The 12,967-nt window shown below is 52.5% G+C and carries 10 protein-coding genes and 2 pseudogenes; 6 read left to right on the top strand and 6 right to left on the bottom strand.

Annotation, left to right across the window (positions count from 1 at the left end):
- Positions 1-25: 25 nt before the first annotated feature.
- Entirely contained in the window at positions 26-1,030 is a 1,005-nt protein-coding gene (gene argF / locus J4614_RS08480; RefSeq protein ID WP_000103041.1) for an ornithine carbamoyltransferase, read from the bottom strand.
- A 165-nt stretch (positions 1,031-1,195) separates the two neighbouring features.
- Between argF and rraB the strand changes: the two genes are divergently transcribed.
- Positions 1,196-1,612, top strand: coding sequence for a ribonuclease E inhibitor RraB (gene rraB / locus J4614_RS08475; protein WP_000002940.1), 417 nt, complete (start codon positions 1,196-1,198; stop codon positions 1,610-1,612).
- 11 nt (positions 1,613-1,623) lie between these two features.
- Positions 1,624-2,435, top strand: a pseudogene (gene miaE, locus J4614_RS08470) (tRNA isopentenyl-2-thiomethyl-A-37 hydroxylase MiaE).
- A gap of 244 nt (positions 2,436-2,679) precedes the next feature.
- Here the strand turns inward: miaE and J4614_RS08465 are convergent.
- Together J4614_RS08465 and J4614_RS08460 are read right to left on the bottom strand one after the other, a co-directional pair.
- Positions 2,680-3,161: pseudogene (locus tag J4614_RS08465) on the bottom strand (DUF3617 domain-containing protein).
- A gap of 106 nt (positions 3,162-3,267) precedes the next feature.
- Positions 3,268-3,771, bottom strand: coding sequence for a GNAT family N-acetyltransferase (locus J4614_RS08460; RefSeq protein ID WP_001519079.1), 504 nt, complete (start codon positions 3,769-3,771; stop codon positions 3,268-3,270).
- Between the two features lie 194 nt (positions 3,772-3,965).
- Between J4614_RS08460 and J4614_RS08455 the strand changes: the two genes are divergently transcribed.
- The gene (locus J4614_RS08455) at positions 3,966-5,153 is read left to right on the top strand and encodes a YjgN family protein (protein ID WP_001066974.1); all 1,188 of its coding nucleotides are present in this window, start codon (positions 3,966-3,968) and stop codon (positions 5,151-5,153) included.
- A 141-nt stretch (positions 5,154-5,294) separates the two neighbouring features.
- Here the strand turns inward: J4614_RS08455 and J4614_RS08450 are convergent, their stop codons facing one another.
- The 3 genes from J4614_RS08450 to pepA form a co-directional block, all read right to left on the bottom strand.
- Positions 5,295-8,150 carry a valine--tRNA ligase gene (locus tag J4614_RS08450; RefSeq protein ID WP_000416331.1) on the bottom strand — a complete coding sequence of 952 codons (2,856 nt, stop codon included), beginning with the start codon at positions 8,148-8,150 and terminating at the stop codon, positions 5,295-5,297.
- Positions 8,150-8,593 (bottom strand): DNA polymerase III subunit chi, encoded by a 444-nt coding sequence (gene holC / locus J4614_RS08445; protein WP_208293157.1) that lies wholly within the window; start codon positions 8,591-8,593, stop codon positions 8,150-8,152. Before holC ends, J4614_RS08450 begins: the two co-directional genes overlap by 1 nt.
- Before the next feature lie 136 nt (positions 8,594-8,729).
- Positions 8,730-10,241, bottom strand: coding sequence for a leucyl aminopeptidase (gene pepA / locus J4614_RS08440; protein ID WP_000397158.1), 1,512 nt, complete (start codon positions 10,239-10,241; stop codon positions 8,730-8,732).
- 280 nt (positions 10,242-10,521) lie between these two features.
- Here pepA and J4614_RS22065 point away from each other — a divergent pair, with 280 nt between their 5' ends.
- The 3 genes from J4614_RS22065 to lptG all read left to right on the top strand — a co-directional run bounded on the left by J4614_RS22065 (position 10,522) and on the right by lptG (position 12,818).
- Entirely contained in the window at positions 10,522-10,572 is a 51-nt protein-coding gene (locus J4614_RS22065) for a hypothetical protein (protein ID WP_212724070.1), read from the top strand.
- 63 nt (positions 10,573-10,635) lie between these two features.
- Positions 10,636-11,736 (top strand): LPS export ABC transporter permease LptF, encoded by a 1,101-nt coding sequence (gene lptF, locus J4614_RS08435; protein WP_000584132.1) that lies wholly within the window; start codon positions 10,636-10,638, stop codon positions 11,734-11,736.
- Positions 11,736-12,818 (top strand): LPS export ABC transporter permease LptG, encoded by a 1,083-nt coding sequence (gene lptG / locus J4614_RS08430; RefSeq protein WP_001182242.1) that lies wholly within the window; start codon positions 11,736-11,738, stop codon positions 12,816-12,818. The genes lptF and lptG overlap by 1 nt, the downstream gene beginning before the upstream one ends.
- The last annotated feature ends 149 nt before the right edge of the window (positions 12,819-12,967 follow it).

Genomic DNA, 12,967 nt, shown 5'->3' with positions numbered 1-12,967 from the left:
ACCGCCATCCGGCATCATAACGACATTATTTAGACAGCGTCGCTACCATTACTGCTTTGATGGTATGCATTCGGTTTTCCGCTTCATCAAAGACAATGCTGGCCGCAGACTCAAAAACCTCGTCGGTCACTTCCATCCCGCCATGTAAACCGTACTCTTCGGCCATTTTTTTGCCGAGCGTGGTTTCGTCATCATGGAACGCAGGCAGACAATGCAGGAACTTAACCTGCGGATTGCCGGTTAACGCCATCATCTGGCTGTTGACCTGATAATCACGCAGCAGGGCAATACGCTCCGCCCATTTCTCTTTGGGTTCGCCCATAGAGACCCAAACATCGGTATAGATAAAATCCGCGCCTTTTACGCCCGAGGCGATATCTTCGGTCAGGGTGATGGCGCCACCGTTCTTTTTCGCCATGGCGCTGCACTCCGCCACTAACGCGGCTTGCGGCCAGCAGGCTTTTGGCGCGACCAGACGGAGATCCAATCCTGTTAACGCGGCGGCTTCCAGCATGGAGTTACCCATGTTATTACGCGCGTCTCCGGCATAGACCAACGTCATCTCGTTAAAGGCTTTACCCGGCAGATGTTCCTGCATGGTGAGCAGATCCGCCAGTAATTGCGTTGGGTGATACTCATCGGTTAAACCGTTCCATACCGGCACACCGGAATATTCAGCCAGCGTTTCGACGATCTCCTGGCCATATCCTCGATACTGAATACCGTCAAACATCCGGCCCAGGACGCGGGCAGTATCTTTGATGGACTCTTTATGGCCGATCTGGCTCCCGCTGGAGCCCAGGTACGTCACGCGCGCCCCCTGATCGTATGCGGCAACTTCGAAAGAGCATCGTGTCCGGGTCGAGTCTTTTTCGAAGATGAGCGCAATATTTTTACCCACCAGCTTTTGTTCTTCTTTACCGTTTTTCTTATCGGCTTTCAGTTTGGCGGCAAGCTGCAACAGAGCAGTGAGTTCACTGGCGGTGAAATCAAGTAACTTTAAAAAAGGTTTTTGGTAAAACGTAGACATACTTCCCTCACATGGCTTAGGCCTCTCATTGAATTAAAATTCACTTTATATGGATGATTATTCATTTGCAACCCTGTTTGATAAAACTTTTCTCGATAAGGTGGAGGCAACGTCGGCGGTATGTGACAATAAGAGTATCGGCAGGACATCTATGAGGAACGAGCTATGGCAAACCCGGAATTACTGGAAGAGCAGCGTGAAGAAACGCGGTTAATTATTGAAGAGTTACTTGAGGACGGCAGCGATCCGGATGCGCTGTACACTATCGAGCATCACCTTTCCGCTGACGATTTCGAAACGTTGGAAAAAGCCGCGGTAGAAGCCTTTAAACTCGGCTATGAAGTGACGGAGCCGGAAGAGCTGGAAGTGGAAGAGGGCGATACGGTTATTTGTTGCGACATTCTCAGCGAGTGCGCGTTGAACGCCGAACTCATCGACGCTCAGGTTGAGCAACTGATGAACCTGGCGGAAAAATATGATGTTGAATACGACGGCTGGGGAACCTATTTTGAAGACCCTAATGGCGAAGAGGGTGATGACGACGATTATGTCGATGAAGATGACGACGGCGTGCGTCACTAAAGCTGTATAGTATGACGGTACGGCAGCGTCTGCTGTCGTATTTTTTTACAGGTTACGTATGAATTACCCGCAAATACTCTCTCCGGTGCTTAATTTCCTGCATTGCCCGACGCCGCAGGCGTGGATTGTCCAGGCCCGCGATCCGCAAAATCTTCCTCTTCTGCTTACCGATCACTTGATCTGCGAACTGAAGGCTGCGCAAACCGCGTTGCTGTTGGTGCGTAAATATGTCGCCGATAAATCGGGCGCCGACGCGCTGCTCGCCTGGCTGCAACCTTACGAGGCGTTCGCGTTTCGTCAGGGGCCGGAGCCGGATTTTGTTGCCCTGCATAGACAGATTAGCAAAAGCGCCATGCCGCAAACTGATGACCCCTGGGGTCGTCAGCTTATCGACCGTATGGTGTTATTGATTAAAGAGGAGTTGCACCATTTTTGGCAGGTACGCGAGGTCATGCAGGCCAGAAACATTCCTTATGTGAAAATCACCGCCAGCCGCTACGCGAAAGGAATGTTGAAAGCGGTACGCACGCACGAACCGCTCACCTTAATTGATAAGCTGATTTGTGGGGCGTATATCGAAGCCCGCTCCTGCGAACGTTTTGCCGCTCTGGCGCCCTGGCTGGATGAGGATTTACAGACGTTTTATCTCTCGCTTCTGCGCTCCGAAGCGCGGCATTATCAGGATTACCTGGCGCTGGCGCAGCAGATTTCCACCGAGGACATTTCTGCGCGCGTGCGCTATTTTGGCGAGGTGGAAGCTGACCTTATCTTGTCGCCAGACCGCGAGTTTCGTTTTCATAGCGGCGTGCCAGCCGCCGGATAAAGGGTAAAATTAAAGATTAGCGTTTTTATCTTTTACGCTGTCGCCGTCTGCAAAATTTGTGGTGGTCATCCGCCCGGCATCAAGCTGCTGGCGAGCAGGAAAGGTCATTTTCATGATATTCTGCTCTGAGTAAAGCCTGCCAGCGGCAGGCAAAAAAGAACTCACTCAGTGTTATATTCCCGAAAGGTGACCGTGAACAATGCCATTATTGCATCAATCACTACGGGTTTTTGTGTTGAAATAGTTACTGTTTCACGCCTTTTGACGCTTCAGAGCAGGTCTTGCCAACAAAGGTTTGTTTAATTTTGTTGATGGAGGTTGTTTTATTACCTCCTGCATCGACATCCGATTTCATGGTCATCGCAAATTCTGTATCGCTTATTTTCGTCGTTTCTACAATAGAGTGCGATTTGGCATCAGGATTATTACAGACAGTCTCATTGATCAGTTTGGTATCCGTACTTTCTACAAAAGTTGTCGTGCAACCGCCTGCACTGGTAGAAAACCCCTTCACCATTTTTTTAGAATCTTCAGACATTTTAGGGGTATAACACATAAGCGTCGCTATGCCCGAATTTTTTTCATCCATTAATACTTCTTTTGTATCTGGATTGATGGTGCGCATTTCTATATTTTCCATTCACCGGGCTGTATATCTAAAGCATATACATTAGAGATACTAATAAACATAGCGGGGAAAACAATTGCTGATAATAGGCGTTTCATTTATAACTTCCTTGAATAATAAGTAATTCCCGGATAACAGGATGTTTCCGGGATTACTTATATCAGCAAAAATAATACCTGGCGAGGATAAATAAACGCCTGGTTTTCAGAGATCCTTTAACATCCTCACTTCGCAATCGACATGTCCGGTGCAGCCGAGCGGTTCGCTAATATGTTCAAATCCTAAACGTTCGTATAGCGCAATCGCCTCGCGTAAAAAAGCCGTTGTTTCCAGATAGCAGCGTTTAAAACCCTGTTCACGGGCATGATCCAGTGCCATCAGCGCCAGCTTTTTCGCCAGTCCCTGACCACGAATCACCGGTAAAAAATACATTTTTTGCAGTTCACAAATGTCTGGTTCGCTACAGGATAACGGCGCCACGCCGCCGCCGCCCACCACACAACCGTTTTGCTCTACCACCCAGTAGGCCGCGCCCGGTTGGCTATAAACCTGATACAGTTCATCCAGATTGGGGTCGGCAACGGTATAACCTTTATCGGCGGTAAGTCCGTATTCCGCTGAAACCTGACGGATGACACGGGCAATAGCGGCATTGTCGGCGGTAGTGATTCGGCGCACCGTGAGCGTTGGCGAGGCGACATTATTCATAATATGGCTCAATTTTTAAAATTTATTTATAGATTACTTTAATACCACCGTCTTGAGTCACGCGCAAGGAGATCCTGAATCAGACAAAATAAAAGGCGGAAAAATTAAACAAAAATAGTATCGTAGTCAAATCAGTAACAATTTACTGGTTTTTATTATTAATTCTAATAGATTGTAATTCAGGGATATGATTCATGAATAACGTTATCAGTAGTAAAGATAACCATAATCACACGTTGGTGTTTACAGGCAAGGGCGGAAAGTATTTTGTTATTTGCCTTGTGAATTTCTTGTTGACGTGTATCACGTTGGGAATCTATGCGCCGTGGGCGATGGTGAAATGTCGACGTTATATTTATACTAATATGACGCTAAACAATCAGCCTTTTGCTTACAAAGCCACGGGCGGCGCATTATTTATTAGTGTGTTGTTAGTTTTTATTATTTATATTGTTAGCCTCTCTCTTATTGAACACGGCCATCCCGGTCTCGGTTTTACGCTATTCGGCTTATTAATTGCGATTATTCCTTTTATGGCGGTGAAAGGATTACAGTATCAGGCGATGATGACTTCGCTTAATGGCGTACATTTTGGATTCCAGTGTTCCATGCGGCGCGCCTGGTGGTACATGTTCGCTCTCCCGGTACTCCTGATGGTGGCGCTTTATATTGTTCTTTATATTATCTCACTGGTAACCATCGCCGTCGGCGGTTTAGTGTTCAATATCGTTTTTCTCGGTTTGCTGGCTATTATTGGGATAGGGGTCATTAACGGTATTACCTACAGCAAATGGATGACCTTGTTTGGCAATGGCGCAAACTTTGGCATTCATCGTTTCTCGATTCAGGTTAATGTTAAAACGTGCATCAGAGGGTGCGTGTTGGCAATGTTGACCCTTTTCCCTTTTGCTGTCGTGATTGGTTATCTAATCGCGCCGGTGTTCACCGACATGATTCTTTTGAGTATGATGGGGAATGCGCAGGCAGGAGGGGCGCTTATTCTGCAATATTATGGCCAGATAATGGCATGTTATTTCCTCTATTTTCTCGCGATTATTGTGGTAACCAGTTACTTATATGTGGCGTTACGCAACCTGTTTTTAAACAATTTGTCACTGGCGAACGATTCGATTCGTTTTCATTCCTCTGTCACTGCACACGGTATGCTGTGGCGGTTACTGGTGGTGTTTGTGATTTCCGGCGTGACCTTAGGGCTGGCTTATCCGTGGTTGAAAATTTGGCTGGTGAGCTGGCTGGCGCAGAATACACAGGTCCAGGGCGATCTGGATTCGCTTGAGTTAACCAATGATGAGAAGCCGCTGGAAAACAGCCTGCTAATGTGGATTTCTCGTGGCATCATGCCTTACTTCCCGTTTATCTGATGTAAAAAGGCCGACGTTTACGTCGGCCCATAATTCATGTTGTCGGATGGCGGCGTGAATGCCTTATCCGGCCTACCGATCGCGCCATTTCAATAAGCGAACGTGTAGGCCTGGTAAGCGAAGCGCCATCAGGCTTTCAGATTACAGCGCGCTAATAACCGCCTGCTGCTCAATCAGTTTCGCTTTGGCTTCTGCGTAACCGTCCAGCTTCTCACGCTCTTTGGCAATCACCGCTTCCGGCGCACGGGCGACGAAACCTTCGTTGGACAGTTTGCCTTCGATACGGGCAATCTCGCCTTCGATTTTCGCCACTTCTTTCGCCAGACGCGCCAGCTCATCGTCTTTGTTGATGAGGCCAGCCATCGGGATCAGCAGTTCAGCGCCGTCGATGATTTTGGTCACGGAAACCGGGCCTTTGTCATCGGCTGGCAGCACGGTGATGCTTTCCAGACGCGCCAGGGTTTGCAGGAAGCTACGGTTGTCGTTAACACGACGAACGGCTTCTTCACTACAGCCGCGCAGCAGCAGTTCCAGCGGTTTGCCCGGGGCGATGTTCATTTCCGCACGAATGTTACGTACCGCGACGATCGCCTGCTTCAGCCACTCGGTATCGGCCAACGCGGCTTCATCCACCTGTGCGGCGTTATATTCCGGGAACGGCTGCAGCATGATGGTGTCGGCGGTAATACCGCAAATGACCTTCACGCGCTGCCAGATGGTTTCGGTGATGAACGGGATGATCGGGTGCGCCAGGCGCAGCAGACCTTCCAGTACGGTGACCAGCGTATGGCGGGTGCCGCGCAGTTCAGACTCGGAACCCCCGGTCATTACCGGCTTGGTCAGCTCCAGATACCAGTCGCAGAACTGGTTCCAGGTGAATTCATACAGAATGCCCGCGGCGATATCGAAGCGGAAGCTGTCCAGCGCGTCGCGGTAGGCTTTAACGGTCTGGTTGAATTCCGCCAGGATCCAGCGGTCCGCCAGCGACAGCGTCATTTCGCCGCCGTTGAAGCCGCAATCCTGCTCTTCGGTGTTCATCAGCACAAAGCGGCTGGCGTTCCACAGCTTGTTACAGAAGTTACGATAACCTTCCAGACGCTTCATATCCCAGTTGATGTCGCGGCCGGTCGAGGCCAGCGCCGCCAGGGTAAAGCGCAGGGCGTCGGTGCCGTGCGGCTCAATGCCGTTCGGGAACTGCTTCTCGGTACGCTTGCGAATTTTCTCCGCCATCTGCGGCTGCATCATATTGCCGGTGCGTTTTTCCAGCAGTTCCGGCAGGGAGATGCCGTCCACCATATCCAGCGGGTCGATAACGTTACCCTTGGATTTGGACATCTTCTGGCCTTCGTCGTCGCGAATCAGACCGGTCATATAGACGGTATGGAACGGCACCTGCGGCTTGCCGTTTTCATCTTTGATGAAGTGCATGGTCATCATGATCATGCGGGCAATCCAGAAGAAGATGATATCGAAGCCGGACACCATCACGCTGGTGGGGTGGAACTGACGCAGGGCGTCGGTGTTTTCCGGCCAGCCGAGGGTGGAGAAAGTCCACAGCGCGGAGGAGAACCAGGTATCGAGAACGTCTTCGTCCTGACGCAGCGCAACGTCGGCACCGAGGTTATTTTCCTGACGCACTTCGTCTTCGGTACGGCCAACGTAGACGTTGCCGTCGTTGTCATACCATGCCGGGATACGGTGACCCCACCACAGTTGACGAGAGATACACCAGTCCTGGATATCGCGCATCCAGGAGAAATACATGTTTTCGTACTGCTTCGGTACGAACTGAATGTCGCCGTTTTCAACCGCTTCCACCGCCGGTTTCGCCAGCACGTCGGCACGGACGTACCACTGGTCGGTCAGCATCGGTTCGATAACCACGCCGCCACGGTCGCCGTAAGGGACGGTCAGATCGTGCGGTTTAATTTCTTCCAGCAGGCCCAGCGCGTCAACGGCAGCAACGATGGCCTTACGGGCAGCAAAGCGTTCCAGCTTCTGGAACTCAGCCGGAATCTCGCTGGAATAAACGTCAGACTCTTCACCTTTGGTATCGAACACTTCCGCGCTTTCGCGGATGTCGCCGTCAAAGGTCAGGATGTTGATCATCGGCAGGGCATGACGTTTCCCGACCTCATAGTCGTTAAAGTCGTGCGCCGGGGTGATCTTCACGCAGCCGGTGCCTTTTTCCATATCGGCATGTTCGTCGCCAACGATTGGAATGCGGCGGTTAACCAGCGGCAGAATAACGAATTTGCCAATCAGATCTTTATAACGCGGATCTTCCGGGTTCACGGCCACGCCGGTATCGCCCAGTACGGTTTCCGGACGGGTGGTGGCGACAACCAGGTAATCTTTACCGTCTGCGGTTTTCGCGCCGTCGGCAAGCGGATAGCGGATGTGCCACATCGAGCCTTTGGACTCGCGGTTTTCCACTTCCAGGTCAGAGATGGCGGTACGCAGTTTCGGGTCCCAGTTCACCAGGCGTTTGCCACGGTAAATCAGGTCTTCTTTGTACAGGCGAACAAAGACTTCTTTCACGGCATTGGAAAGGCCTTCGTCCATGGTGAAGCGCTCGCGCTCCCAGTCAACGGAGTTGCCGAGACGGCGCATCTGACGGGTAATGGTGCCGCCGGATTCCGCTTTCCACTGCCAGATTTTGTCGATAAACGCATCGCGGCCGTAGTCGTGACGGGTTTTACCTTCTTCAGCGGCAATCTTGCGCTCAACCACCATCTGGGTCGCGATCCCGGCGTGGTCGGTGCCGACCTGCCACAGGGTGTTTTTACCCTGCATACGCTGGTAACGGATCATGGTATCCATGATGGTTTGCTGGAAAGCATGTCCCATATGCAAACTGCCGGTGACGTTCGGCGGCGGGATCATGATGCAGAAGGACTCTTTGCTTTCGTCGCCGTTAGGCTTGAAATAGCCCTGCTTTTCCCAGTGCTCGTAAAGCGGCTGTTCGATATCTTGGGGGTTATATGTCTTTTCCATTATTTCCAGGTTGCCGTATTCAGGTTAAAACCAGCCACGCGGTAGGCTTTGTAGCGTTCGCGCGCCAGTTGTTTCAAAGTTTCTTCGTAAGGGACGAAGTCTACCACTTCTGTGAAAGCGGTGGCAAAATCTGCAAAGCTTGTACGCAGGCTGATTAAAATATCGCGCGGGCTGCTGTTGCGTTTTTGCGGCCAGGCAATTTCAACCGGCGCGCCGCCGCGTGGGCCTTCGCCTGCCAGATTGTGCGGGACAAAACTTTCCGCCGGTCTTGCCCACAGCGCTTCATCCAGCCGAATGGCCTGCTTCTCATCTTCGCAGGCGATCAGCACGCGCTTGCCGGCGCGCCAACGTTCTGCGGCAATTTCGCACACCAGTTGTTCAACGGCGCTTAAACCGTTGACGGTAGTGTCATCGTCCAGAAGATAGAACGTCGCATTCTTCATATATGGGGCTTCTTGTGGTGGATTTAAATGCGTTGCCATGATGCATCCCGTAGGCCGGATAAGCGCAGCGCCATCCGGCAAAACGCCTGATGGCGGCGCTAATACGCCTTATCAGGCCTACGGGGTAATCTCAAACTTACTCTTCGCCGTTAAAGCCCGCACGATTGAGCAGGAACTGCGACAGCAGCGCTACCGGACGACCCGTCGCGCCTTTCGCTTTGCCGGATCGCCAGGCGGTGCCGGCGATATCCAGGTGCGCCCAGTTATACTTACGGGTAAAGCGTGACAGGAAGCAGCCCGCGGTGATAGCGCCGCCAGGACGACCACCAATATTCGCCATATCCGCAAAGTTGGACTCCAGTTGTTCCTGGAACTCATCGCCCAGCGGCAGACGCCACGCGCGGTCGCCCGCTTGCTCGGACGCGCCGATCAGTTCATGCGCCAGCGGGTTATGGTTCGACATCAGACCGGTAATGTGATGGCCCAGCGCAATCACGCAGGCGCCGGTTAGCGTCGCGACGTCGATAACCGCTTCCGGCTCGAAGCGTTCAACGTAGGTCAGCACGTCGCACAAAACCAGACGGCCTTCGGCGTCGGTGTTCAGGACTTCAACGGTTTGACCAGACATGGTGGTCAGCACGTCGCCCGGACGATACGCGCGTCCGCCCGGCATGTTTTCACAGCCCGCCAGCACGCCGATAACGTTAATCGGTAGCTGAAGCTCGGCAACCATACGCATCACGCCGTAAACCGCCGCCGCGCCGCACATGTCGTACTTCATCTCGTCCATCCCTTCAGATGGCTTGATGGAGATGCCGCCGGAGTCGAAGGTCAGGCCTTTACCCACCAGCACGATCGGGCGCGCGTCTTCGGATGGATTGCCCTTGTACTCAATCACCGACATCAGCGATTCATTCTGCGAACCGTGGCCGACCGCCAGATAAGCGTTCATACCCAGTTCGCGCATTTGCTGTTCGCCGATTACGCGGGTGATGACATTTTTGCTGTAGCTGTCGGCCAACTGGCGCGCCTGTGACGCCAGGTAGGCGGCGTTACAGATATTGGGCGGCATGTTGCCGAGATCTTTCGCTGCCTTAATCCCGGCGGCGATGGCCAGACCGTGCTGAATGGCGCGTTCGCCGCTGGTGAGCTCACGGCGGGTCGGCACATTAAAGACCATCTTACGTAGCGGGCGGCGCGGCTCGCTCTTGTTGGTCTTGAGTTGATCAAAGCTATAAAGCGTCTCTTTGGCCGTTTCGACGGCCTGACGCACTTTCCAGTAGTTGTTGCGGCCTTTGACGTGCAGTTCGGTCAGGAAACAGACGGCTTCCATCGAACCGGTATCATTCAGAGTATTTATCGTTTTCTGAATAACCTGCTTATACTGACGTTCATCAAGCTCGCGCTCTTTGCCGCAACCAATGAGGAGGATTCGCTCGGAAAGAACGTTAGGAACATGGTGCAGCAACAGAGTCTGCCCCGGTTTTCCTTCCAGTTCGCCGCGACGCAGCAATGCGCTGATGTATCCGTCGCTAATTTTGTCGAGCTGTTCTGCAATCGGAGAAAGGCGACGCGGTTCAAAGACGCCCACGACAATGCAGGCACTCCGCTGTTTCTCCGGGCTACCGCTTTTTACACTGAACTCCATGCACTATGCTCCTGAATCTTAAAGACAACAGTGGTGGCTACAGCTATACTCGTCGTCTTTCAAGTTGCAGATGCGTTGGCTGCGCCTGCTCACCCCTGTCGCTTACCTGATGTAAGCTCCGGGGCTCCACAGTCTTGCCGCCTGCCTGCAACTCGAAATCCATTAGAGTATAGAAATTGAAAGCTTTCGTAACTCATATCCGCTGTTGCGGTGACTTCGTGTTAATCTTAACGTTATTACGGCATTGGCACGTCAGAACAAGTTCTGAGAGGTGAATCCGCTGAGTATAATGATCTTAGCGATGATTTCGACGACTCAAGAGAATAAATGACGTTTAAGCCATGAAACAAGCTAAATTCCAGCAAAAAAATGGGTTTTTACGGGCGTATTTAAAGTGATAATCATAAGATATCTGGTGCGGGAGACGCTCAAAAGCCAGCTGGCGATACTCTTCATCTTACTTTTGATCTTCTTTTGTCAAAAGTTAGTGAGGATTCTCGGCGCGGCGGTTGACGGCGATATTCCCGCAAATCTGGTGCTCTCGCTTCTGGGGCTGGGCGTACCGGAAATGGCGCAGCTCATCCTGCCTTTAAGCCTGTTCCTGGGGCTGCTGATGACGCTGGGCAAACTGTATACCGAAAGTGAAATTACGGTCATGCACGCCTGTGGGTTGAGCAAAGCCGTGCTGGTAAAGGCCGCCATGGTACTGGCGTTATTTACCGGTATCCTTGCGGCGGTTAACGTGATGTGGGCCGGTCCCTGGTCGTCAAAACACCAGGATGAAGTGCTGGCGGAGGCGAAAGCGAACCCCGGTATGGCGGCGCTGGCGCAGGGGCAATTCCAGCAGGCGACCAACGGCAGCTCGGTGCTGTTTATCGAAAGCGTTGATGGCAGCGACTTCCACGATGTTTTCCTGGCGCAGATTCGCCCTAAGGGCAATGCTCGTCCTTCTGTGGTAGTGGCTGATTCCGGACACCTTACTCAGTTGCGCGATGGTTCCCAGGTTGTCACCTTAAACAAAGGGACACGTTTTGAAGGAACGGCGTTGCTACGCGATTTTCGCATCACCGACTTCCAGAACTATCAGGCGATTATTGGCCATCAGGCCGTGGCGCTGGACCCGAACGATACCGACCAGATGGACATGCGCACGCTGTGGAATACCGACAACGATCGCGCTCGCGCCGAGCTGCACTGGCGTATCACGTTAGTCTTTACCGTATTTATGATGGCGCTGATGGTCGTGCCGCTCAGCGTGGTGAATCCACGTCAGGGGCGCGTCTTGTCTATGTTGCCCGCCATGCTGCTTTATCTGCTGTTCTTCCTGATCCAGACCTCCATTAAATCGAATGGCGGTAAAGGCAAACTGGACCCGGTTATCTGGATGTGGGCGGTCAACCTGATCTATCTGGCGTTGGCGATTGGTTTAAACCTGTGGGATACGGTGCCGGTCCGCCGCCTGCGTGCCCGTTTTCTGCGTAAAGGAGCGGTATAATGCAGCCATTTGGTGTACTTGACCGCTATATCGGTAAAACCATTTTTACCACCATCATGATGACGTTGTTCATGCTGGTGTCGCTCTCCGGGATCATCAAGTTTGTCGATCAGCTGAAAAAAGCGGGGCAGGGTAACTACGACGCGCTGGGCGCGGGTATGTACACCCTGCTCAGCGTACCTAAGGATATCCAGATCTTCTTTCCTATGGCGGCGCTGCTTGGCGCGTTGCTGGGACTGGGGATGCTGGCGCAGCGTAGCGAACTGGTGGTGATGCAGGCATCGGGTTTCACCCGTATGCAGGTGGCGCTGTCGGTGATGAAAACGGCTATCCCCCTGGTGTTGTTAACCATGGCGATCGGCGAATGGGTCGCCCCGCAGGGCGAGCAGATGGCGCGTAACTATCGTGCGCAGGCGATGTATGGCGGTTCGCTGCTTTCCACCCAGCAAGGTCTGTGGGCGAAAGACGGGAATAACTTTGTCTATATTGAACGGGTGAAGGGCGACGAGGAGCTGGCCGGCATTAGTATTTACGCTTTCAACGATCAGCGTCGTTTGCAGTCGGTGCGTTACGCCGCTTCGGCAAAATTCGACCCGGAGCATAAGGTCTGGCGTTTGTCGCAGGTGGATGAGTCCGATCTGCAAAACCCGAAACAGATCACCGGTTCGCAGACGGTGAGCGGTACCTGGAAAACGAATCTGACGCCGGATAAGTTAGGTGTGGTGGCGCTGGACCCGGATGCGCTTTCCATCAGCGGTCTGCATAACTACGTTAAATATCTGAAGTCGAGCGGACAGGACGCCGGACGTTATCAGCTCAATATGTGGAGTAAAATCTTCCAGCCGCTCTCCGTGGCGGTGATGATGCTGATGGCGCTGTCGTTTATCTTTGGCCCACTGCGTAGTGTGCCGATGGGCGTGCGCGTGGTGACGGGGATTAGCTTCGGCTTCGTCTTTTACGTTCTCGACCAGATTTTTGGCCCGCTGACGCTGGTATACGGCATTCCGCCGATTGTCGGCGCGCTGCTGCCGAGCGCGTCTTTCTTCCTGATTAGCCTGTGGCTAATGCTGCGTAAGTCGTAATCACAGGCTGCCATCCGGCAATGCAGTAAAGCGCAGTGCCTGATGGCGCTGCGCTTATCAGGCCTACCAGGATCCGTAGGCCTGATAAGTCCTTTCCGTCGCCATCCGGCAGACCGCCTGGTATTCCTCGAATGATGTAGCGCGTAACC

This window comes from Salmonella sp. 32031103-2018-00083-FB-01-SM-01, from assembly GCF_017571995.1.
Classification (GTDB): domain Bacteria; phylum Pseudomonadota; class Gammaproteobacteria; order Enterobacterales; family Enterobacteriaceae; genus Salmonella; species Salmonella enterica.
Note: the sequence above shows the minus strand (reverse complement) of the source record. Positions and strands in the feature narration are given on the sequence as shown.